The sequence below is a fragment of the Nocardioides sp. Root240 genome, from assembly GCF_001428825.1.
Lineage (GTDB): Bacteria > Actinomycetota > Actinomycetes > Propionibacteriales > Nocardioidaceae > Nocardioides.
On the sequence record NZ_LMIT01000010.1, the window covers coordinates 107,025 to 128,227 of the forward strand.

At 72.7% G+C, this 21,203-nt stretch carries 21 protein-coding genes; 6 read left to right on the forward strand and 15 right to left on the reverse strand.

Features of this window, described 5'->3' with window-relative positions:
• Positions 1-58 precede the first annotated feature (58 nt).
• Positions 59-910: a LysR family transcriptional regulator gene (locus ASE20_RS10585; protein WP_056894527.1), complete on the forward strand. Its 852-nt coding sequence runs from the start codon at positions 59-61 to the stop codon at positions 908-910.
• Between the two features lie 27 nt (positions 911-937).
• On the opposite strand, the gene ASE20_RS10590 is transcribed toward ASE20_RS10585, so the two are convergent.
• The 9 genes from ASE20_RS10590 to ASE20_RS10630 form a co-directional block, all read right to left on the reverse strand.
• The gene (locus ASE20_RS10590; protein ID WP_056894528.1) at positions 938-2,662 is read right to left on the reverse strand and encodes an AMP-binding protein; all 1,725 of its coding nucleotides are present in this window, start codon (positions 2,660-2,662) and stop codon (positions 938-940) included.
• 108 nt (positions 2,663-2,770) lie between these two features.
• A complete protein-coding gene (locus tag ASE20_RS10595) occupies positions 2,771-3,832 on the reverse strand; it encodes a phenylacetaldoxime dehydratase family protein (protein ID WP_056894529.1) in 1,062 nt (353 codons plus the stop codon).
• A 40-nt stretch (positions 3,833-3,872) separates the two neighbouring features.
• Complete coding sequence (locus tag ASE20_RS10600; protein WP_200952774.1) at positions 3,873-4,250, reverse strand: (2Fe-2S) ferredoxin domain-containing protein; 378 nt, start codon at positions 4,248-4,250, stop codon at positions 3,873-3,875.
• 5 nt (positions 4,251-4,255) lie between these two features.
• On the reverse strand, positions 4,256-5,017 hold the full coding sequence (locus tag ASE20_RS10605) for a CbtA family protein (protein ID WP_056894530.1): 762 nt from the start codon (positions 5,015-5,017) through the stop codon (positions 4,256-4,258).
• Positions 5,018-5,029: 12 nt separating this feature from the next.
• Entirely contained in the window at positions 5,030-5,221 is a 192-nt protein-coding gene (locus tag ASE20_RS10610; protein ID WP_056894531.1) for a CbtB domain-containing protein, read from the reverse strand.
• Positions 5,222-5,233: 12 nt separating this feature from the next.
• Entirely contained in the window at positions 5,234-5,665 is a 432-nt protein-coding gene (locus ASE20_RS10615) for a nitrile hydratase accessory protein (protein ID WP_056894532.1), read from the reverse strand.
• Positions 5,665-6,264 (reverse strand): nitrile hydratase subunit alpha, encoded by a 600-nt coding sequence (gene nthA, locus ASE20_RS10620; protein WP_056894533.1) that lies wholly within the window; start codon positions 6,262-6,264, stop codon positions 5,665-5,667. Before nthA ends, ASE20_RS10615 begins: the two co-directional genes overlap by 1 nt.
• Positions 6,261-6,971: a nitrile hydratase subunit beta gene (gene nthB / locus ASE20_RS10625; RefSeq protein ID WP_056894534.1), complete on the reverse strand. Its 711-nt coding sequence runs from the start codon at positions 6,969-6,971 to the stop codon at positions 6,261-6,263. The genes nthA and nthB overlap by 4 nt, the downstream gene beginning before the upstream one ends.
• Positions 6,968-8,503: an amidase gene (locus tag ASE20_RS10630; RefSeq protein ID WP_056894535.1), complete on the reverse strand. Its 1,536-nt coding sequence runs from the start codon at positions 8,501-8,503 to the stop codon at positions 6,968-6,970. The genes nthB and ASE20_RS10630 overlap by 4 nt, the downstream gene beginning before the upstream one ends.
• 203 nt (positions 8,504-8,706) lie before the next feature.
• Here ASE20_RS10630 and ASE20_RS10635 point away from each other — a divergent pair, with 203 nt between their 5' ends.
• Together ASE20_RS10635 and ASE20_RS10640 are read left to right on the forward strand one after the other, a co-directional pair.
• Positions 8,707-9,645, forward strand: coding sequence for a helix-turn-helix domain-containing protein (locus ASE20_RS10635; RefSeq protein WP_056894536.1), 939 nt, complete (start codon positions 8,707-8,709; stop codon positions 9,643-9,645).
• Between the two features lie 65 nt (positions 9,646-9,710).
• Complete coding sequence (locus ASE20_RS10640) at positions 9,711-11,552, forward strand: GMC family oxidoreductase (RefSeq protein ID WP_056894537.1); 1,842 nt, start codon at positions 9,711-9,713, stop codon at positions 11,550-11,552.
• Between the two features lie 19 nt (positions 11,553-11,571).
• Here the strand turns inward: ASE20_RS10640 and ASE20_RS10645 are convergent, their stop codons facing one another.
• Positions 11,572-12,483, reverse strand: a complete 912-nt coding sequence (locus ASE20_RS10645) for a LysR family transcriptional regulator (protein WP_200952775.1) — start codon at positions 12,481-12,483, stop codon at positions 11,572-11,574.
• Between the two features lie 58 nt (positions 12,484-12,541).
• Between ASE20_RS10645 and gabT the strand changes: the two genes are divergently transcribed.
• From gabT to ASE20_RS10660, 3 genes are read left to right on the forward strand one after another with little or no spacing between them, the layout of a single operon-like run.
• Positions 12,542-13,891, forward strand: a complete 1,350-nt coding sequence (gene gabT / locus ASE20_RS10650; RefSeq protein WP_056894538.1) for a 4-aminobutyrate--2-oxoglutarate transaminase — start codon at positions 12,542-12,544, stop codon at positions 13,889-13,891.
• Positions 13,888-15,159 (forward strand): Glu/Leu/Phe/Val family dehydrogenase, encoded by a 1,272-nt coding sequence (locus ASE20_RS10655; RefSeq protein ID WP_056894539.1) that lies wholly within the window; start codon positions 13,888-13,890, stop codon positions 15,157-15,159. The genes gabT and ASE20_RS10655 overlap by 4 nt, the downstream gene beginning before the upstream one ends.
• Complete coding sequence (locus ASE20_RS10660) at positions 15,156-16,622, forward strand: NAD-dependent succinate-semialdehyde dehydrogenase (RefSeq protein ID WP_056894540.1); 1,467 nt, start codon at positions 15,156-15,158, stop codon at positions 16,620-16,622. The genes ASE20_RS10655 and ASE20_RS10660 overlap by 4 nt, the downstream gene beginning before the upstream one ends.
• Before the next feature lie 117 nt (positions 16,623-16,739).
• Here the strand turns inward: ASE20_RS10660 and npdG are convergent, their stop codons facing one another.
• Genes npdG through ASE20_RS10685 form a run of 5 tightly spaced genes read right to left on the reverse strand, consistent with a single transcriptional unit; the run spans position 16,740 to position 21,193 of the window.
• Positions 16,740-17,420 carry an NADPH-dependent F420 reductase gene (npdG, locus tag ASE20_RS10665; protein WP_056894541.1) on the reverse strand — a complete coding sequence of 227 codons (681 nt, stop codon included), beginning with the start codon at positions 17,418-17,420 and terminating at the stop codon, positions 16,740-16,742.
• A complete protein-coding gene (locus ASE20_RS10670; protein WP_056894542.1) occupies positions 17,417-18,757 on the reverse strand; it encodes an aldehyde dehydrogenase family protein in 1,341 nt (446 codons plus the stop codon). The genes npdG and ASE20_RS10670 overlap by 4 nt, the downstream gene beginning before the upstream one ends.
• Positions 18,754-19,566 (reverse strand): SDR family NAD(P)-dependent oxidoreductase, encoded by an 813-nt coding sequence (locus ASE20_RS10675; protein WP_056894543.1) that lies wholly within the window; start codon positions 19,564-19,566, stop codon positions 18,754-18,756. Before ASE20_RS10675 ends, ASE20_RS10670 begins: the two co-directional genes overlap by 4 nt.
• Positions 19,563-20,261, reverse strand: a complete 699-nt coding sequence (locus tag ASE20_RS10680; RefSeq protein WP_056894544.1) for a type 1 glutamine amidotransferase — start codon at positions 20,259-20,261, stop codon at positions 19,563-19,565. The genes ASE20_RS10675 and ASE20_RS10680 overlap by 4 nt, the downstream gene beginning before the upstream one ends.
• Entirely contained in the window at positions 20,261-21,193 is a 933-nt protein-coding gene (locus tag ASE20_RS10685) for a TIGR03619 family F420-dependent LLM class oxidoreductase (RefSeq protein WP_225869075.1), read from the reverse strand. Before ASE20_RS10685 ends, ASE20_RS10680 begins: the two co-directional genes overlap by 1 nt.
• Positions 21,194-21,203 lie beyond the last annotated feature (10 nt).

Consider the following 21,203-nt stretch of genomic DNA (forward strand, 5'->3'; position numbering starts at 1 on the left):
AGGCTTCATGATCCGAACCGATCACGCGGCGTGATCGATCAGGGATTACTCTGGTTACATGACCAAGATTCTGGACATTGCCCCGCTGCGCAGCCTCGTCGCCGTCGCGGACTGCGGCGGTTTCCAGCGCGCCGCCGACCACCTGCACCTGAGCCAGGGCGCGGTGAGCCAGCACGTACGACGTCTCGAGGGCGCGGTCGGCACCAAGCTCGTCGAGAAGCACGGGCGCGGGTCGCGCTTCACCGCGGGCGGCGAGCGCCTGGTCGGCCACGCCCGGCAAATCCTCGCCGCGCACGACGACACCCTGCGGGCCTTCGCCGTCGAGGAGGTCCCGCAGATCACGATCGGCTCGACCGAGCACGCCGCCGCCCAGCTCCTGCCGGCGCTCGCGGCCGCCCTCGATGCCGCAGGGTCCCGGTTCCGGTTCCGCATCGACCGCGGCACCCGCCTGCGCGAGGGGCTCGCGGCCGGGTCGGTCGACCTCGCGCTGATGCTCAACACCAACGACCCCGACGCGCTCGTGGTCGGCGACCTCGACCTGGCCTGGTACTCCTCCCCCACGTGGGCGCCGCCGGTCGCCCCCGCGCCGGTGCCGGTCGTCGCCTTCGACAGCCCGTGCACGCTGCGCAGCCGAGCCCTCGAGACGCTCGCCGCGCACGGGGTTCCCGCGGTCATCGGCGCCGAGGCGATCCAGCTGGCCGGGGTCCAGGCAGCCGTCGGCGCCGGTCTCGGCGTCGCCCTGATGGCCACGCTCGGTCAGACGCCCGAGGGCCTGGTCCGGCGCGACGACCTGCCGACCCCCGAGCCGATCCGGTTGCACGTGTGCTCCCGTCCCGGCCTGCCGACCGAGGCCGCCGAGGCGACGGCGGCGGCACTGCGACCCCTGCTCGCCGTCAGGTCCATGGCCTGACGGCGGCGGATCTCGTCGACCCCGGCCTCAGCCCTTCAGGGCAGGGAAGTCCTCGTCGCGGTACTCGCCCGTCGGCCGGTTGCCCTCGACCTCCGTCTCCCGTCGGCGCAGCTCGACCCGGCGGATCTTCCCGGAGATCGTCTTCGGCAGCTCGAAGAACTCGAGCCGTCGTACCCGGAGGTACGGGGCCAGGTGCTCACGCGCGTGGCGCAGGATCGACTCCGCCGTCTCCGCGGTCGGCGCGTACCCGTCCACCAGGGCGACGTAGGCCTTCGGGACGGCCAGCCGCACCGCGTCGGGCGCCGGCACGACCGCGGCCTCCGCGACCGCCGGGTGCTCGATCAGCACGGACTCCAGCTCGAACGGGCTCACCTTGTAGTCCGAGGCCTTGAACACGTCGTCGGTGCGCCCGATGTAGGTGATGCAGCCGTCCTCGTCGCGGGACGCGACGTCACCGGTGTGGTAGAAACCACCGGCCATCGCCTCGGCGTTCTTGTCCGGATCACCCTGGTAGCCGGTCATCAGCGTCAGCGGGCCGGCGCCGTCACGGACGGCGAGGTCGAGGCAGATCTCGCCCTCACCGACACCGTCGACGACGGTGCCCTCGAGCGGGTCGACCAGCACGACCGGCACACCGGGGAGCGGACGGCCCATCGAACCGGACTTCACGGGTCGCCCTGGCGGGTTCGCGATCGCGGCCGTCATCTCGGTCTGCCCGAACCCGTCGCGGATCGTCAGGCCCCAGTGCCTCTCGACCTGGCTGATCACCTCGGGGTTGAGGGGCTCGCCGGCCGCGATCGCCTCGCGCAGCGCACCCTTCCCACCGGACAGGTCGGCGTTGATGAGCATCCGCCAGACCGTCGGCGGCGCACAGAACGTGGTCACGCCCTCGGTCCGGATCTGCCCGAGCAGGGCGGAGGCGTCGAAGCGCGCGTAGTTGTAGACGAACACCGTGGCCTCGGCCAGCCACGGCGCGAAGAAGTTCGACCAGGCGTGCTTCGCCCAGCCGGGGCTGGAGATGTTCAGGTGCACGTCGCCGGGCTGCAGGCCCAGCCAGTACATCGTCGACAGGTGACCCACCGGGTACGACGTGTGCGTGTGCTCCACCAGCTTCGGCCGCGACGTGGTGCCCGAGGTGAAGTAGAGCAGCAGCCGGTCGTCGCTGGCGTTGCCCGGGTGCGGCACCGGAGCAGCCGGCGTCTCGAAGGCGGCGGCGTACCGGATCCAGCCGGCAGGGGCCTCACCGACCGCCACCCGGAGGTAGTCACCCGGCACCTCGTCGAACTTCACCGCGTCGGCGGCGTTGACGACCACGGCACGGGCGTCGCCCCGCGCCAGCCGGTCGACCAGCTCGGCCGGTCCGACCGCCGTCGTGGTCGGCATGATCACCGCGCCCAGCCGGATCAGCGCGAGCATCGACTCCCACAGCTCGACCTGGTTGCCGAGCATCACCACGACGCTGTCACCGGCACGGACGCCCTGCGCGGCGAGGTGGTTCGCGACCTGCTCCGATCGGGTGACCAGCTCCCCGAACGTGTACGACGCCCGCGCGCCGTCCTCCTCGACGATCACCAGGCCGGGCCGGTCGCTGTCGCGGGCGAACGCGTCGAACCAGTCGTGGACGAAGTTGAACGTCGGTCCCACGTCGGGCCAGCGGAACTCCTCCACGGCCGCGGGGAGGTCGGTGCGCAGGACCAGCAGGCGGTCGCGCGTGGCGCGCAGCTCGGTCGAGACGGAGGTCGTGATGCTCATGGTCGAAGGCTCGCTTCCCGGAGGCCTGTTGGGCACCCCCGATCGAAGGTGGATCCCCGGGCCGGAGGACGAAGGACCTCCGGCCCGGGGCGAACGGGATACGCCAGGTCAGGCGTTCGACGCGACGCGGGCGTCACGCAGCATGCCGGTGCCGGGGTGGCAGTTGACGTACTCGAAGAGCTGCTCGGAACCGCTCGACACCGAGACCTCGTGGTAGAGGCGCAGCTTGTCGAGACCCTCGGCGACCCGGAAGAAGGTCGTGAAGATGCGCAGGTGCGTGGGGTGCGACTCGGCCCAGCGCTCGAGCTTGTCGAGCGAGCTCCAGTGGCCGATGTTGTAGCTCTCGTCGATCGGGTTGCCGTCGAGGTCGATGCTGTGGACGTAGCGGTTGCTGTAGCAACCCACCGATTCGCCGTTGTCCCGCAGGAAGTCCATGCCCGCCTCGAGCGTCGGCTGGATCTCGTCGAGGTAGAGCGAGCGCTCCTCCTCGCCGGCCTCGATCCACTCCTGGCCGGAGCGGATGAGGGCGATGTTGTCGTGGCCGCGGACGACCACCCGCCCACCGGCGGCCGGGTCCCCTTCGACCACGGTCAGTCCGCCGTTCGACTGCATCCAGTCGGTCTGCGAGATCGGGAACCGCTCGCGCATCGAGCCCCAGTACCCGTGCTCGTTGATGTCGCCACTGATGCCGCCCATCACGGCGCCGACGCCGGGCAGCTGCTCCTGGAAGGCGTACAGCGTCTCGAACTGGTCGACCCGTGGAGCGACGACCTCGCGGAAGTGGCCGAGGCCGTCGTGCAGGCGGTCGTCCGACTCCCACCAACCGGCGACGGCCTCCGAGCGCAGCCAACGGCCGTACGCCGCCGGGTCCGCCCAGTAGGCGACGACCATCAGGTTGTGGTGGTCCCGGTTGTCGACGTGGTGGGTGAGGTCGTGGTGGACCGGCCCGTCGGGGCCGTCGAAGGTGCCGACGATCGTGCGCAGCGCGGCCAGCGCATCGCCCCGGCGCTCGGGGTCGTCGTACTGGACGCCGAGGTAGGCCATCACGACCTGCTGCAACGACGCGTCGGCGCGGGCCACCCACATCGGGAAGGGCGGCTGGTAGTCGTCGGGCACCCGGCGCGAGAGCGTGCGGGGGCACTTCAGGTGGGTGTCGATCGCGGATTCCATGGTTCCTCCTGGGGTTCACAAGGGGTTGGTTGGCTGCCGGTCACCAGGCGGCGTTGCTGATCCGGCGCAGGCCGGCTGCGGTGTGCACCTCGCCGAGATCGGCGGGCACGGGGGCGACACCCGGACCGCCGGCGCGGACCCAGTGCGCGACGACTCGAGCCCGGTCGACGGTGTTGACCTCGGTGACCCAGGCGGGGCGGGCGCCGCCGGTCCGGGCCGCGGGGGACGGGTTGACGACCACGACGTTGGACAGGTCGCAGGCCCAGAGGCAGTCGACCGCGAGGAGCTCGGCATCCTCACCGAGCTCCTCCCCGAGGGCCAGGGCGATGGCGTCGTGGTCGACGTCGGGGTGCTTGCGCCGGGTGCCGCAGCAGCAGCCCCGGCACATCCGGACCCGCGGCCCGCGGTCGCCGGCCACGGCGCTCAGGCCCCGACGAGGTGCGCGGCGCGTGTCGGCACGGTGGTGCGGGGCTGGCCGAGCCAGGCGCAGGTGGCACCCAGGGCCAGCCACATCAGGCCGATCTGGGCCAGCGACGCGACCCGGAAGCGCCAGATCAGGTCGGCCGGCACGTTCGCCGGCACCGGGTCCGCGGCGTGGGGAAGGACAGCGACGAGCACGGCGGCGCCGACCACACCGAGCACCGCCGCGGCCACCGCACGGGTCCCGGGGGTCAGCGAGCCGGCGCGCGCGACGCCGGTCACCAGCGCAGCCAGGGCGACCGCGCAGACGATCGTCCCGAGATAGGTGGCCGTGCGCAGGTCGACGGTGGCGGGGTCGCCGACCGCAGGTGGGTTGGCGGGCACCACCATCGCCGGCGCGACGGTGAAGGTGAGGAAGCCCAGGCCCGCGAGGACCATGGTGCTCGCGGCCGGGGTGCGTCCCGGCAGGCGGGACGCGAGGAAGCGGTGCGTGAGCGCGAACGCGATGCCGATGAGGACACCGACGACGAGCACGGTCACCAGCCCCGCGACGACCTGTTCGGGACGCGACACCAGGGCCTCGGACCCGTGCTCGTGCGCCGTTCCGGAACCGTGCTCATGGGCGGCACCGGCCTCCTCGATGGCGATGGCCGCCCGGATCGAGGGCTCGACCAGCCAGTACATCGCCGCCGCGCCGAGACCTCCCGCGACGGCACCCGCGAGGGCGCCGTCGCCGACGGTGCGGCCGAGGGTCGGGGCGGACATCGTCCGCCTCGCTCAGTGGCACGGCACGCCGAGGGCGTGCCGTGCGTCGTGGGTGACCTCGTGCAGGTACGACGCCGCGTCGGCGGAGAGCAGCAGGCCGTTCTCCTGCAGGAGGAACAGCACGCCGAGCAGGGCGACGAGGGCGAGCGCGAGCCCGGCGGTGGGGGCCGCGTAGCGGCCCGGGACGAGAGTGGTGTGTGCCATGACGTACTCCGATCAGTGGTGGGTGCGGCGGGCCGGGTCGACGGCGATCGGCTCGGTGTGTGCCTCGTGGTGGTTGCGGTTCGCCGGGACGGCGAGCACGTCGCGGGTCTGGCGGCCGAGCTCGTCGGTGCTGAGCAGGCCGAGGTCGGCGAGCACCGACTCGAGCGCCGCGAGCCAGTGCTCGTAGTACGACCAGCCGCGGTCGCTGGTCCCGGTGCGCTCCTCCCAGCCGCTGATCGAGGTGATCAGCGCCTGCTGGAAGGCAGTCCAGTCGAACCCCAGCTCGCGGTGGGCGGAGACCGCCATCGCGAACGCCCGGATCTCCCAGGGGTGTTCGAAGGAGAGCTGCTCCGGGCTGGCCTCCGGCAGGTCGCAGACCAGGTCGGTGATCCGGTCGCGCGCCGCGACCTGGTCCACCGGGTCGGCGTACGGCGCCGGGAGCATCAGGCCACCGCCCCGACCGGGCCGACGCCGATCATGGCGTCGCGGGTGACCAGGGCGAGGAGCTGCTCGTCGCTCCAGCCCTCGGTGCCGGCGGGCCGCTGCGGCAGGACCCAGTAGCGCATCTCGCTGCTGGAGTCCCAGACCCGGACCTCGACGTCGTCGGGGACGGTGAAGCCGAAGGACTCGCGCAGCACCTTGCGCGGCTCGCGGGTGATCGCGGCGCGGTACTGGGGGTCCTTGTACCAGTTCGGCGGGAGGCCGAGCACCGGCCACGGGTAGCAGGAGCACAGGGTGCAGACGATGACGTTGTGCACCGCCTCGGTGTTCTCCACGACGACCATGTCCTCGCCCTGCAGGCCGCTGATGCCCAGCTCCTTGCAGGCCTCGCTGGCGTCCGCAACGAGGCGGGCCTTGAAAGCCGGGTCGGTCCAGGCGCGGACGACGACCTGCGCGCCGAGCTGCGGACCGACCTCGTTCTCGTAGATCTCGACCATCCGGTCGATCGCCTGGGTGGTCATCACGCCGGACTCGATGAGCATCGACTCGAGCGCCTTGACGCGTGCCGCGATCTCCTCCGGGGTGCGAACGGTGCTGCTCATGCGGGGACTCCTTCGGTGCTGGTGGTGACGAGGTCCAGGTAGGGGTCCCAGACGTCGAAGTAGACGGACTGGTTGGGCTCTGCGTGCTCGGCACCCCAGAGCTCCTCGGCGCTGAACTTCACGGTGTAGACGTGCTCGGGCTGCTCGCCGAGGCCGTTGCCGGCGGTGTCGGGATAGATGAAGACACCGTGCGCGAGCACGATCTCGCCGACCGCCCCGCGGACGTAGCGGGCCCGACGGGTGTGGCCCTTCGGAGCGCTCCGGTCCACCCGCACCACGTCGCCGACGCGGAACCGCGCTGCCCTCTCGACGTCGCGCTTGGCCGTGGCACCCGACGGCACGACGGCCTCGACGAAGGCCAGCAGCTCCGGGTCGTCCGCGTGCTCGGGAAGCGGGGCGTCCGGGTTCGCGAGGTAGTGCGCCGTACGACGGTCCAGCTCGGCCATGTCGAGCTTGCCGAGCTGCTCACCGAAGTGTTCGACGGTGTGCACCCAGTGCTCGTAGTAGGGCGACTTCAGGTAGACCGCCGGGTCGATCAGTTCGATGCCGTGGCGGAACTGGTCCACGCCGAAGAAGCCGGCGCGGAAGCACATCGCGAACATCGGGAAGACCGCGCGCTCCCAGTCGGCGCGGAAGACGGGTTCCTCGTCGGGGACGACGACGGGTCCGATCCCATCGGTGCCGGCGAGGTCGAAGACTCCGTTCATGCGGTGAGCTCCTTCTGGTGGTGGGGTGCGGTGAAGGTTCCGAGCGTCTGCTCGAAGCTGTGGGCCGCGCGCAGCACGCCGGCGTCGTCGAACATCCGGCCGACGACCATCAGGCCGACGGGCAGGTCGCCGGACAGCCCGGCCGGGATGCTGCAGGCCGGATGGCCGGTGACGTCGAAGGGCGCCGTGTTGGAGACCATCTCCAGCGCGCGGGTGACGACCTCCTCGACCCCGGCGTCCGACGCCGGGATGAGGCTGGCCGTGATGGGCAGGGTCGGCATGACCAGCACGTCGTACGACGCCAGCACGTCGTCGTACGCGGCAGCGAGGACGTGCTCGAGGTTGCGGGCCTTGCCGTAGGCGGCGCCGTAGCCGTTGCGCAACGCCCAGGTGCCACCGAGCGCGACCAGCTTGACCGTCTCGGAGAAGGCCGCCGGGTCGCGGCGCCAGCGCTCGCCGTAGAACGCCATCTGGTCAGGGTCGTAGGCGCCCTTCCAGTTCAGGCCGTAGGCATTGCCCTGGATCATCTGCCAGGTGGCGCCCTCCACCGAGATGACGTCCCACAGCGCGGCACCGTGCTTGTGCCACGGGACGGCCACCTCCTCGGCGACGTGACCGGCGGCGGTCAGCCGCTCGATGGCGGAACGGACGACCGCGTTGACACCCGGGTCGGAGTTGGCCTGGTCGAAGCCCTCGGTCACGACACCGATCCGCAGCCCACCGTCGAGGCGGTCGAGGCCGGCGACGTAGTCGTCGCCGGAGATCCCCCTGGGCTGGCGCGGGTCGCGGCCATCGGCGCCGGCGATCACGCCCAGCATCGCGGCCGCGTCGGCGACGGTCGGCGCGATCGGACCGAGGTGGTCGATGGACTGCTCGATCGGGAAGGCGCCCGTGTACGGCACGAGGCCGAAGGTCGGCTTGTGGCCGACGACGCCGCAGAAGGCGGCCGGGATCCGGATCGAGCCGCCCTGGTCACCGCCGATCGCGAGGTCGACCTCGCCGGCGGCCACGAGCGCCGCGCTGCCGCTGGAGGAACCGCCGCTGGTGCGGTCGAGGTCCCACGGATTGCGCACGGGCCCGGACTTCGAGGTGTGCGAGGCACCCGAGAAGCAGAGGTCCTCGCACACGGACTTGCCGGCGATGGTGGCGCCGGCGTCGAGGAGGCGGGTGACCACGGTCGCGTCGACGGCCGGGACGAACCCCCTCACCGTCTCGGAGCCGTTCATCATCGGCACGCCGGCGACGGCGATGTTGTCCTTGATCGCCACGCGCCGGCCCGAGAGCGGGCCGTCGGCGGCGCCGGTCAGCTCGGTGGTGACGTACCACGCGCCGAGCCCGTTGCCGGTCGGCTCGCTCCAGGTCCGCTCGGGGACGACGGGGGCCACCTCGGCGTCGTACAGCTCGTCGACGACGGCCCACGAGCCCAGCAGTCCGGTGGCCGCGGCGTGGTAGAAGTCCACGTCTCCGGCCGGGATGCCGAGCCCCAGCTCGCTCGCCAGCTCATCGATCGCCGCTCGGGACGGCAGGTCCATGGCATTCCTCCGCTTCGTCTTGGGTGCTGCATCGGTCCTGGCGGCAGAGCGAACGCCCCCGGCGGGGGCCGGGTCAACGGATCGGCGGCCGTGCGGGCGTTCTGGATACGGAGGGTCAAGGCAAGGCGACCCAGGTGCACGACGACGGTCACAAAAGGGGGTAGGGCCTTGACCACCGCTGGGAGCGCGCTCACTGTTGACCCATGTCGGGGTGGTTCGAGATCAGTGCCGCGGACCGGCCGGCCACGGAACGGGCGGAGTACTGGCGCAACAGCGTGTGCGACCAGTTCGTCCCCCTCGCGGTCGAGCCGGACGGCGACCTGCTCCGGGGCCGGGTCGCCGGCGGCAACGTGGCGGAGATCCGCATGCGCCGGATGCGCGCGACCCGCCACCGGTTCGAGCGACGCGGCGCCGACATCGCCGAGACCGACCCCGAGGTGCTGCACCTGCTCCACATGGACCATGGCGAGACGCTGGTGGAGCAGGACGACCGCACGGCTGCCGTGCGCGCCGGCGACCTGCTGCTCTACGACAGCACGCGCCCGTTCCGGTTCCGCACCGACGACGACTTCCAGTTCACGATCTGCCTGCTGCCCAAGCGGCTGCTGCCCGTCCCCGAGCGGGTGCAGCGCCAGTGGACGGCCCGCGCGCTGCCCACGACCGGGGGCGTCGCCGCGGCCGTGGCACCCTTCCTCTGCTCGCTGACACGCGCCACCTCGGACGCCGATGCCGCGCAGCAGCTCGCCCTGCAGCAGGCGATGGTGAGCATGTACGTCGCCCTGCTGTCCGAGGCCGGCCTCGGCGGGAACCCGCCGGCGGTCAACCTCTCGCTGGCGAAGTCCTTCATCGCCCGCAACCTCGGCGACCCGGGGCTGACCCCGGCCGATGTCGCGGCGGCGTGCAGCATCTCCCTCAGCTACCTGCACCGCCTCTTCGCCAACGACGACGCGACGGTCGCCGGCTACGTGCGGGAGCAGCGTCTCCAGGCCGTCCACCGCGACCTGCTCGACGCGGCGGTCGAGGAGCCCGTCGCGCACGTGGCGGAGCGGTGGGGCATCACCGACCCGGCCCACTTCAGCCGGATGTTCAAGAAGCGGTTCGGGGTCTCTCCGGGCGAGCTGCGCCGGGCCGCGCGCCAGTAGGTCCAGCGCTTTCGGCGGCCCCGCGACCGTATCCAGCGGCCCCCTCGCGCTGTTACGTTCCACGCATGGGCACGGCTGCTGACTTCGTCGTCGTCGGTGCGGGTTCGGCAGGTGCGGTCGTGGCCGCGCGGCTGTCCGAGGACCCGGCCGTCCAGGTGGTGCTGATCGAGGCGGGCGGCCACCCACCCGCGGCCGAGCTGATGCCGGCGGCGGCTCCCGCCGTCCAGCTCGACAAGGACACCGACTGGATGTTCACCGCCCACGCCGGCGGCGCCGGGCGCGGGCTCGCCGAGGGCCGGATGATGGTCCCGCGCGGCAAGATGCTCGGCGGCTCCTCGGGCATGAACTACATGGCCTACGTGCGCGGCCACCCCGGCGACTTCGACGCGTGGGCGGCCGGCGGCGCCACCGGGTGGGGGTACGACGACGTGCTCCCCTACTTCCGCAAGAGCGAGGGCCTCGTGCCCAGCGACGCGATCCCCGTCGACGCGGCGGCCCACGGGACCGACGGCCCGCTCGGGGTCTCGGTCCGCCAGCCGGTGCTGCCCGGAGCGCGCGCGTTCGTCGACGCGGCGGTCGCGGCCGGCATCCCCGAGGGCGACTACAACGGTCACGACCGGGGCGGTCCCGACGGCGTGGTCTCGCTGCTGCAGACGACGACGCGCGACGGCAGGCGCGCCAGCACCTACCACGCCTTCCTGGAGGGCGAGGTCGAGCAGCGCCCCAACCTGTCGATCGTGACCCACGGCCACGCGACCCGGATCGTCCTCGAGGGCGAGGCCGGCGCGCTGCGGGCGACCGGCGTCGAGCTGATCGGCGACGACGGCACGCGGCAGACCATCACCGCACGCAAGGAGGTGCTGGTCTGCGCCGGGGCCGTCGGCTCGCCGCAGCTGCTGATGCTGTCGGGCATCGGCGAGCGCGAGCACCTGGCGTCGTACGGCATCGAGTGCCTGCTCGACGCGCCCGAGGTCGGCCGGCACCTCAAGGACCACCTGCAGCTGGGCGTGATGTTCCCGGCGCCCGGCCTCGGCGTCTCGATGGCCGCGATAGGCGTGGCGATGGGCCCGGACGCGCTGCGCGCCCCGGCCGGCCCGCTGCCCGCGGACCCCGCCGAGGACGCCGCGCTGCCGCCGGAGCTCGCCGTGCTGCGCGCGGAGGCGGAGCGCCAGCTCGTCGAGTGGTTCACCACCGGCACCGGCCTGGCGTCGTCCTCGCTCTACGACGCCAGCGCGTGGTTCTCCACCGGGCTCGGCGACCCCCACACCCACGACGCGCAGATCGGCCTGTTCGCGTGCGGCTACAACGCCGACATCTGGCGCGGTTGCCTCCGGGTCGCACCCGAGGAGTACTTCGCGGATCCCGAGACGGTCCTCTCGCCGATGGCCGAGAGCATGATCGTGCTGCCCAACCCGGTGCAGCCGCACAGCGAGGGCGCGATCCGGCTGGCGAGCTCCGACCCCCTGGCCGCGCCGGACATCCAGATGAACTACTACGACGACCCGCACGACATGGCCGTGATGATCGCGACCGTGCGCCGCGCGCTCGCGATCGTCGAGCAGCTCCGCACCCGCCACGAGATCGGCGACGTGCACGTCCCGGCGGCCCTCGCCGAGCGCCACGGCCACACCCCCGGCGCCGAGCCCAGCGACGCGCTCATCGAGGACCTCGCGCGGCACTACTCGTTCACGGTCTACCACCTCACCAGCACCTGCCGGATCGGCTCGGTCGTCGACCCGGAGCTGCGCGTGCTCGGTGTCGACGGGCTGCGCGTCGCCGACGCGAGCGTGATGCCGAACGTGGTGAGCGGCAACACCAACGCCGCCGCGATCATGATCGGCGAGAAGGCCGCCGAGCTGGTCGCGACGACGCACGGCGTCGGGCTGGCCGACTTCGTCGGCCGCTAGGGCGTGTCGGGCAAGCGCCTCACACCGCGACCAGCGGGTAGCGCTCCCGGCAGAACTCGGCCAACCGCTCCGCGACGGCCGCCAGCTCGGGCGCCGCGTGGTGGCGCGGGTGCCAGGCGGCGTACAGCGTGAGCCGCAGCAGTGAGCGTCCGTCGAGGACGGGCGTCGGCACCAGGTCGAACCGCGGGTCGTCGGAGAGGACCGCGACCCCGCGGCCCGACGCGGCGAGGGCCAGCGCGACCTGCGGGCTCGCGCACTCCACCACCTCGAGCGGCGCCGCGCCGGCGCGGACCAGCGCCTCGTCGAGGCGGCTGCGCGATCCCGCGGTCGGGTCGAGCGTGAGCAACGGGTACGCCGCGAGGTCCGCCACCGAGACGGACGAGCGCCCGGCCACCGCGTGCCCGGCCCGCGCGTAGGCCCACACCGGCAGCTCGGCGACGACGGCGCTGGCGAGGTGGCGCGGGGGCGGGGTCGCGAGCACGGCCAGGTCGAGCCGGTCGCCCAGGCCCTCGACGGCCTCGGCGCCCGTCGCCTCCTCGACCGTGATCAGCGGGTCGTCGGTGGACAGCGTGGCGAGGAAGGGAGCGACCACGTCGGTCAGCGTGGTGACGGGTGCGGCGGCGCGGATCCGTTCGAGCCGGCCCGCCGCGAGCGCCTCGGCGAGCGAGCGTGCGGCCTCGGCGGCGGACAGCACGTCGCGTGCGGCGGCCAGGAACGAGTGGCCCGCCGAGGTCAGGTTGAGCCGGCGGTGGTGACGGTGGAAGAGGGCGACGCCGACCTGCCGCTCGAGCTGCTGGAGCTGGCGGGAGAGCGCAGGCTGGGTGACGTGCAGGGCGTCGGCAGCGGCGCTCACCGAGCCCAGCTCGACCACCGTGCTGAAGGTCGTGAGCAGCCGGAGGTCCACACCCAGCATCATATGCTGCGAGAACATGGAAATGTGAACCAACAGGCATTGGACGACATGCAGGGGCAAGGCTGACCATGGGCTGGTGAGCACCGACACCACCACCCCCACCCAGGCCCGCCGCCTCCTCACCCCGCTGCCCGGCCCGCGTTCGCGCGCGCTGATGGAGCGCAAGACCTCCGCCGTCGCGAACGGCGTCGGTACGACGCTGCCCGTGTTCGCGGCGCACGCCGGCGGCGGCCTGCTCGAGGACGTCGACGGCAACATCCTGATCGACCTCGGCTCCGGCATCGCCGTGACGACCGTCGGCGCCAGCGAGCCCCGCGTCGTGGCCGCCGTGCAGCAGCAGGTCGCCGACTTCACGCACACCTGCTTCATGGTCACGCCCTACGAGGGGTACGTCGCCGTCGCCGAGCACCTCAACCGGCTCACCCCCGGCGACCACGAGAAGCGCTCGGTGCTCTTCAACTCCGGCGCCGAGGCCGTCGAGAACGCCGTGAAGATCGCCCGCCACGCGACGGGTCGCGACGCGGTGGTCGTCTTCGACCACGCCTACCACGGTCGCACCAACCTCACGATGGCGATGACGGCCAAGAACATGCCCTACAAGCACGGCTTCGGGCCGTTCGCCAGCGAGGTCTACCGCGCTCCCCTGTCCTACCCGTACCGCGACGGTGGCCTCGACGGCGCGACCGCCGCGGCCCACGCGATCGACGTCATCGAGAAGCAGGTCGGCGCGGAGAACCTCGCCGCCGTCGTGATCGAGCCGATCCAGGGCGAGGGCGGCTTCATCGTCCCGGCCGACGGCTTCCTGCCGGCGCTGGTCGCCTGGTGCCGTGCCAACGGCGTGGTGTTCGTGGCGGACGAGGTGCAGAGCGGTTTCGCCCGCACCGGTGCGCTGTTCGCCTGCGACCACGAGGGCGTCGTACCGGACCTCATCGTGACGGCCAAGGGCATCGCCGGCGGTCTCCCGCTGTCGGCGGTCACCGGCCGCGCCGAGCTGATGGACGCGGTCCACCCCGGCGGCCTCGGCGGCACGTACGGCGGCAACCCGATCGCTTGCGCGGCCGCGCTCGCCGTCATCGAGACGATCGAGCAGGACGGCCTGGTCGAGCGGGCCCGCGCCATCGAGGAGCGGATCACCACCCGCCTGCGCGCCATCGGTACGACGGACGGCCGGATCGGCGACGTCCGGGGCCGCGGCGCCATGGTCGCCGTCGAGCTGGTCGAGGCCGGGACGACGACGCCGGACCCCGCGCTGGCCAAGGAGATCGCGACCCGCTCGCACGCCGAGGGCGTCATCGTGCTGACCTGCGGCACCTACGGCAACGTGCTCCGCTTCCTCCCGCCGCTGTCGATCACCGACGCGCAGCTGGACGAGGCCTTCGACGTCATCGAGGCTGCCCTCGCCGCGGTCCCGGCGGTCGCGAAGTGAGCATCGACGTCGCTCCCCCGCGCACCGAGGTCGACTCGAACCCGCTCGGCGACGCGCTGCGCCAGCTGCGTGCGGCCTGCGACCGGCTCGGCCTGGACGCCGGCACGTACGCCATGCTGGCCACCCCGCGTCGCGAGATGACCGTGAGCATCCCGCTGCGCCGCGACAGCGGCGAGGTCGAGGTGCTGACCGGTCACCGCGTGCAGCACAACTTCTCCCGCGGCCCCGCCAAGGGCGGCCTGCGCTACAGCCCCGAGGTGGACCTCGACGAGGTCCGCGCGCTGGCGATGTGGATGACGTGGAAGTGCGCCCTGCTCGACGTGCCCTACGGCGGCGCGAAGGGCGGCGTACGCATCGACCCGCGCAACTACAGCGAGGACGAGCTGCAGCGGGTCACCCGCCGCTACGCCAGCGAGATCGGCCCGATCATCGGCCCCTCGCGGGACATCCCCGCCCCCGACATCGGCACCGACGAGAAGACCATGGCCTGGATCATGGACACCCACTCGGTGAGCGTGGGCCACACCGTCCTCGGCGTGGTGACCGGCAAGCCGATCAGCCTCGGCGGCTCGCTCGGCCGCGCGATGGCGACCTCGCGCGGCGTGGTCGAGGTCGCCCTGGCCGCGCTCGACACGCTCGGCCTGGCGCCGGCCGCGACGACCGCCGCGGTGCAGGGCTTCGGCAAGGTCGGTCGCGGTGCGGCCGAGCTGCTCGCGGAGGCCGGCGTCCGGGTGGTCGCCGCCAGCGACCAGTACGGCGGCGTGCACGACCCCGCCGGTCTCGACGTGCCCGCGCTCTGCGCGCACGTCGACGTGACCGGCAGCGTCGTGGGCTTCGCGGACCCGATCGACAACGCCGACCTGCTCGAGCTCGAGGTCGACCTGCTCGTCCCCGCGGCGGTCGAGGGCGTGATCCACGCCGGCAACGCCGACCGGATCCGCGCCAGGGCCGTCGTCGAGGGCGCCAACGGACCCACCAGCACGGACGCCGACCAGGTCCTCGCGGACCGCGGCGTGCTCGTCGTACCGGACATCCTGGCGAACGCCGGCGGCGTCGTCGTCTCCTACTTCGAGTGGGTGCAGGCCAACCAGGCGTACTGGTGGACCGAGGACGAGGTGAACGAGCGCCTCGCCACCCGCATGCAGCTGGCGTGGCAGCGCGTCCACGAGCGCGCCACCTCCGAAGGCATCACCCTCCGCGAGGCGGCGACCTGCATCGCCGTCGAGCGCGTCGCCCACGCCCACCACCAGAGAGGCCTCTACCCGTGACATCCCTCGACCAGATCATCGCCCGCCTCGCCCCCGAGGCCGGTGTCCTCGTCGGCGGCGAGTGGCTCGCCGGTGAGCTCGGCACCTACGACGTCGACGACCCCGCCGACAAGCGGGTCCTCGCCGCGGTCGGCAACGGCGGCGCCGCCCAGGCGACCGCCGCGGTCGACGCCGCGGCGGCGGCCGCTGCGGAGTGGGCCGCGACCAGCCCGCGCCAGCGCTCCGTCGTGCTGCACCGGACGTTCGAGCTGATGCACCGCGACCTCGAGGAGCTCGCGGCCCTCATCTGCGCCGAGAACGGCAAGTCCGCCGCCGACGCGCGCGCCGAGGTCGGGTACGCCGCCGAGTTCTTCCGCTGGTTCGCCGAGGAGGCGGTCCGCATCGACGGCAGCTACGGCAGTGCCCCGGCCGGCGGCGTCCGCACCGTCGTGACGCGTCGCCCGGTGGGCGTCGCGGCGCTCATCACGCCGTGGAACTTCCCCGCCGCGATGGCGACCCGCAAGATCGCGCCGGCGCTGGCCGCCGGCTGCACGGTCGTCCTCAAGCCCGCCGCGGAGACGCCGCTGACCGCCTTCGCGGTGGCCCGGCTGCTGGCCGAGGCCGGCGTCCCGGCGGGTGTCGTCAACGTCGTACCGACCACGGAGCCGGAGGCGGTCGTCAGCACCTGGCTGGCGGACCCGCGCGTGCGCAAGGTGTCCTTCACCGGCTCGACCGGCGTCGGCCGTCACCTGCTGCGCCAGGCCGCGGACCGCGTGCTCAACGCGTCGATGGAGCTCGGCGGCAACGCCCCCTTCATCGTCACCGAGGACGCCGACGTGGCGGCCGCGGTGGACGGCGCGATGATCGCGAAGTTCCGCGGCGGCGGGCAGGCCTGCACGGCCGCCAACCGGTTCTACGTGCACGCCTCGGTCGCCGAGGAGTTCACCGCCGCCCTGTCCGCACGGGTCACCGCCCTGCGGGTCGGCCGGGGTGCGGACGCGTCGACGGAGATCGGCCCGCTCATCGACGGCCGCGCCGTCGACCGGGTGACCTCGCTCGTCGAGGACGCCGTCGCCTCGGGCGCCCGGGTGGTGGCGCGGGCCGAGGTGCCCGCCGAGCTGAGCGGCCACTTCTTCCCGCCGACCGTCGTCACCGGTGTCGCGCCCGACGCGCGCCTGGTGCGCGAGGAGATCTTCGCCCCCGTGGCGCCGATCATCACCTGGACCGACGAGGCCGAGCTGCTCGCGCTGGTCAACGACAGCGAGATGGGCCTGGCGGCGTACCTCTACGCGGGCGAGCTGAAGCGCGCGCTCCAGCTCGCCGAGCAGGTCGACGCCGGCATGATCGGCATCAACCGCGGCCTGGTCTCCGACCCGGCCGCGCCGTTCGGTGGCGTGAAGCAGAGCGGCATCGGCCGCGAGGGTGCCCACGAGGGCATCGAGGAGTACCAGGAGACCCAGTACTTCAGCGTCGACTGGAGCTGAACCGCCGAACCGCTTGTAACTCGGTGTTCGGGTGCACTGCCACGGGGTCCTGACCGGTCAGGACCCTGTGGCAGTAGTCACGAACACCGAGTTACAAGCGCGGCAGCGGCGCGGGGGTCAGTGGTCGAGGCCGGTGACCCGGATGCCCGAGTGGGTCTTGTACTTCCGGTTGATCGAGATCAGCACCGCAGTGAACGGCTCGAGGACACGGGCCAGGCGGAGCTTGCCGCCGTCGACACCCGGACGACCCGTGACGGAGGCGGCGAGGTCGATCGCGACCTGCTTGCCCTCGACCGAGTCACCCACCACGATCACGTCCTCGTCGAGGAACTCCTCATCGCCCCACAACGCGGGGGCGGCGACGTTGTGGAACGCCCCCACCACCACGGCCTCCGGCTGCAGCGCCTGGGCCGACTCCGCGGCCGAGCCCTCGCCACCGTTGACCACCCGACCGTGGGCGCCGCGCTTGTCGAACGCCAGCGGGTTCACGCACGAGATGACCGTCTTGCCCGCCAGCTGCAGGGACGCGACCAGCTCGTCGTGGCCGTCGTACGGCACCGCCAGCAGCACCACGTCCGCCGACGCGACCGCGTCGGCGTTCGCGGCACCACGAGCCGTGCCCGCACCGGCAACCGAGACGAGGCGAGCGTTCACCTCGTCGGCGACAGCCGACGCCTTCCCAGCAGCACGCGAGCCCAGGACGATGTCGTGGCCGTGACGCGCGAACCGGTAGCCCAGGCCCTTGCCCTGCGGGCCGGTGCCACCGATCACGGCGACGGTGTGACGAGAGGTGCTCATGCGATCCGGATCATCTTCTTGTTGACGAACTCCTCGATGCCCAGGCTGCCGAGCTCGCGCCCGTAGCCGGACAGCCGGACGCCGCCGAAGGGCAGCTCCACGGCCTCGAGGCCGACGCCGTTGACGAAGACCATGCCGACCTCCAGGGCGCTGGCGACGCGGTCGGCCTGCTCCGGGTCGGTCGTGTAGACGTACGACCCGAGGCCGTACGGCGTGTCGTTGGCGATCCGGATCGCGTCGGCCTCGTCGCTCGCGCGGAAGACCATGGCGACCGGGCCGAAGAACTCCTGGTGGTACGCCGGGTTGTCCGGTGCCACGTCGGTGAGCACGCCGACCGGGTGGAAGGCGCCGTCCCGCTCGCCCGAGGCGACCAGGTGCGCGCCCGCGGCGACCGCGGCGTCGACCTGGGCGGCAAGGCCCTCGGCGGCGGCGAGCGAGGACAGCGGCGCCGCAACGGCGGCGGCAGAGACCCGCTGGTGCAGCGCGGCCACGAAGTCGTCGTAGAGCTCGTCGACGACGACGAAGCGCTTGGCGCCGTTGCAGGCCTGGCCGACGTTGCCGGTGCGCGCGGACAGCGCGTCGTCGACGGCGGCGTCGAGGTCGTCGGTCGAGAGCAGCACGAACGGGTCCGCGCCGCCGAGCTCGAGCACGCACTTCTTGAGGTGGCGCCCGGCGATCTCGCCGACGATCGAGCCGGCCCGCTCCGAGCCGGTCAGGGAGACGCCCTGGATGCGGGGATCCGCGATCACGTCGGCGATCTGGTCGTTGGTCGCGTAGACGTTGACGAAGGCGCCCTCCGGCAGCCCGGCGTCGCGGAAGATCGCGGCCTGCAGTGCCGCCGAGCGCGGGCACTGCGCCGCGTGCTTGAGGACGATCGTGTTGCCCGTGACCAGGTTCGGCGCCGCGAAGCGGGCGACCTGGTAGACCGGGTAGTTCCACGGCATGATCCCGAGCAGCGCGCCGACCGGCTGGCGGCGCAGCAGCGCGCGACCGCTGCCGCCCAGCAGCTCGATCTCCTGATCGGCGAGGAACTGCTCCGCGCGATCGGAGTAGTACTGGTAGATGTCGGCCGAGAAGAGCACCTCGCCCTCGGCGGCGCCCAGCGCCTTGCCCATCTCCTCATTGATCGCCTTGGCGAGCTCGCCGGCCCGCTCGCGGTGCAGCTCGGCGACCCGGCGGACCAGCGCGGCGCGCTCGGCCACGGTCGACGTACGGCCCCACTCGGCGTACGCCGACGCGGCCGAGGCGACCGCGGCGGCCACCTCCTCGTCGGTCGCGGACGGGAAGGTCTCGACGACCTGCCCGGTGGCGGGGTTGCGGACGGCGTACTTGCTCATGAGGGCTCCTCGGAGAGGTCGATCGAGACGCGGGGGTCGAGGGCGAGGGTGCCGGGGTCGACGATGCAGGAACCGCCGTCGACGGGCAGCACGACGCCGTTGACGTACGACGCCGCGTCGGACAGCAGCCACGCGACGGTGGCGGCGATCTCGGCGGGCTGGGCGGCCCGGCGCTGGGGGACGACGGCCGTGGCGAGGCGGTAGGCGTCCTCGGTGGAGAGGCCGCGCTCCGCCCCGAGCTCGGCCATCTCCATGTCGCCCATCTCGGTGGCGGTCCAGCCCGGGCAGATCGCGTTGGCGCGCAGCCCGTCGCGGCCGTGGTCGACGGCGAGCGACTGGGTGAGCAGCAGGAGGCCGGCCTTGCTGGCGGAGTAGGCGGCCATCCCGTCGCTGGCGCGCAGGGCGGCGACGGACGACACGCTGACCACCGCGCCGCGTGCGGCGAGGAGGTGCGGCAGCGCGGCCCGCACCAGCAGGAAGGGCGAGGTGAGGTTGACCCGGATCGTGTCGTCCCACTGCTCGGGGGTGACCTCGTCGACCCGGCCGACGTGGATGATCCCGTGGTTGACGACGAGCCCGTCGAGCCGGCCGAAGGTGGCGACCGTTTCCGCGACGACCTGCTCCACACCAGCGTTCTCGCTGACGTCGGCGACGACGACGTGGGCGCCCGTCTCCTCGGCCACCGCGCGCAGCGGCGCCTCGCGCCGGCCGCAGATCACGACCCGGTCGCCGTTGCCGGCGAGCAGGCGGGCGATCGCGGCGCCGATGCCGGTGCCGCCACCGGTGACGAGGACGACCTTGCCGCTCACCGGTCGGCCGCGACGTCGTCGAGGAAGTAGTCGACGAGCGCGCCCGCCCGGACCCGTACGTCGGCGTCGAGGGACGCCACGTGCTCCAGCAGCACCTCGGGGTCGAGCCCGCGGTCGCGCGCCATCTGCGCACCGCCGTCCTCGACCCACCCGCGGACGCTCTCCTCGTCCACCTCCGGGTGGAACTGGACGGCGAGGTTGCGCCGCAGCACGAACGCCTGCGGCGCCGCGGCGCTGACCCCGACGACCGTCGCGTCCGCCGGCGGCACGAACTTGTCGTAGTGCCACTGCGTCCAGACCCCGGCCACCGCCGGCACCCCGGCGACCACGTGCGGGCCGATCTCCGGAGCCGGCGAAGCCACGACCTCGCCCCCATGGGCCTGGGCGAGCATCTGGCCGCCGAAGCAGATCCCGAGGACGGGTACGCCGGCCTCGTCGGCCGTGTGCAGCAGCTCCAGCTCCGGCTTCACCCAGGAGGCGACCTCGTCGCTGTAGACGCTCCACCGCGCACCGAGCACCAGCAGCGCGTCGTAGTCGCGCGGGTCCGGGAGGTCGGCGTCCACACCGGGGTCCTCGAAGCGGTCGGGCGGGACGACCTGGACCCGCTCGACGTCGTACCCGCGCTGGACGAAGCGCTCCTCGATGCCGCCGGCAGCGAGGTAGTCGTGGCCGATCAGGAGCAGGCGCCTGCCCATCAGCCCATCGCCTCCGCCCGCTTCATGACGTCCTTGCAGAACGTCTCCATCCCGGACTGGTCGTCGATGTACATCGACGGCTTGATGCAGATGGTGGTGAAGCCCTGCTCGAGCTGCTCGGGGATCGAGTCCATCGACTCCGCGAGGTCCGCCGGCGAGTGGTCGTCCGGGAAGGAGTAGCGCACGCCGCCGACCATCTCGAGCTCCGCCATGTCGCGCCCGGCCTCGGCCATCGCCTCGCGGATGACCCGCAGGTCCTCCTCGGTCGGACGGCCGAACGGGTGGAAGCCGTGGCCGTACTTCACGATCCGCTCGACGACAGCGCCGTGCGCCTTCTGCCCGCCGAACCACATCCGCGGACCCTCGGGCCGGAACGCCTTCGGCTCGAGGTAGATGTCCTCGAAGTCGAAGTAGTGGCCGTGGTGGGTGGCCGGCGACTGCTCGAACACGAGCTTCATCACCTCGAGCTGCTCGCTGAGGATCTTGCCGCGCTCACGGAAGGGCACGCCCATGGCGGCGTACTCGTCCTTGCTCCAGCTCACGTTCGGCTGGACGACCAGCCGGCCCTCCGAGATCAGGTCCAGCGTGCCGAGCTCGCGGGCGAGCAGCAGCGGGTGGCGCAGCGGCGCGAGGACCGCCGCACCGACCAGGCGGATCCGCTCGGTGACGCTGGCGATCGCGGAGAACAGCATGAGCGAGTTCGGCCAGGGCATGAGCGGGTCCTGGTTGCCGGGCGCCGCGTAGTCACGCGGGTTGCCCATCACACCCTTGTCGCTGGCGTCGGGACCGAGGACGACGTGCTCGGAGATCATCACCGAGTCGAAGCCGGTGTCCTCGGCGATCCGGGCCCAGGTGACCAGGTCGCCCAGGTTGCGGCCGTCGGTGAGGGTCCAGTTCTCGCTGAGGATCATCAGCATCCGGGGTGCGGGCACGGCGAAGGTC

What these genes read in the sequence shown, in the direction of transcription:
- ASE20_RS10590 (WP_056894528.1), bottom strand. Translation starts at nt 2,662, where the DNA reads ATGAGCATCACGACCTCCGTCTCGACCGAGCTGCGCGCCACGCGCGAC.
- ASE20_RS10670 (WP_056894542.1), bottom strand. Translation starts at nt 18,757, where the DNA reads ATGAGCAAGTACGCCGTCCGCAACCCCGCCACCGGGCAGGTCGTCGAG.
- ASE20_RS10615 (WP_056894532.1), bottom strand. Translation starts at nt 5,665, where the DNA reads ATGCTCCCGGCGCCGTACGCCGACCCGGTGGACCAGGTCGCGGCGCGC.
- ASE20_RS10640 (WP_056894537.1), top strand. Translation starts at nt 9,711, where the DNA reads ATGGGCACGGCTGCTGACTTCGTCGTCGTCGGTGCGGGTTCGGCAGGT.
- ASE20_RS10645 (WP_200952775.1), bottom strand. Translation starts at nt 12,483, where the DNA reads ATGTTCTCGCAGCATATGATGCTGGGTGTGGACCTCCGGCTGCTCACG.
- ASE20_RS10605 (WP_056894530.1), bottom strand. Translation starts at nt 5,017, where the DNA reads ATGTCCGCCCCGACCCTCGGCCGCACCGTCGGCGACGGCGCCCTCGCG.
- npdG (WP_056894541.1), bottom strand. Translation starts at nt 17,420, where the DNA reads ATGAGCACCTCTCGTCACACCGTCGCCGTGATCGGTGGCACCGGCCCG.
- ASE20_RS10610 (WP_056894531.1), bottom strand. Translation starts at nt 5,221, where the DNA reads ATGGCACACACCACTCTCGTCCCGGGCCGCTACGCGGCCCCCACCGCC.
- ASE20_RS10595 (WP_056894529.1), bottom strand. Translation starts at nt 3,832, where the DNA reads ATGGAATCCGCGATCGACACCCACCTGAAGTGCCCCCGCACGCTCTCG.
- nthA (WP_056894533.1), bottom strand. Translation starts at nt 6,264, where the DNA reads ATGAGCAGCACCGTTCGCACCCCGGAGGAGATCGCGGCACGCGTCAAG.
- ASE20_RS10680 (WP_056894544.1), bottom strand. Translation starts at nt 20,261, where the DNA reads ATGGGCAGGCGCCTGCTCCTGATCGGCCACGACTACCTCGCTGCCGGC.
- ASE20_RS10635 (WP_056894536.1), top strand. Translation starts at nt 8,707, where the DNA reads ATGTCGGGGTGGTTCGAGATCAGTGCCGCGGACCGGCCGGCCACGGAA.
- nthB (WP_056894534.1), bottom strand. Translation starts at nt 6,971, where the DNA reads ATGAACGGAGTCTTCGACCTCGCCGGCACCGATGGGATCGGACCCGTC.
- ASE20_RS10585 (WP_056894527.1), top strand. Translation starts at nt 59, where the DNA reads ATGACCAAGATTCTGGACATTGCCCCGCTGCGCAGCCTCGTCGCCGTC.
- ASE20_RS10630 (WP_056894535.1), bottom strand. Translation starts at nt 8,503, where the DNA reads ATGGACCTGCCGTCCCGAGCGGCGATCGATGAGCTGGCGAGCGAGCTG.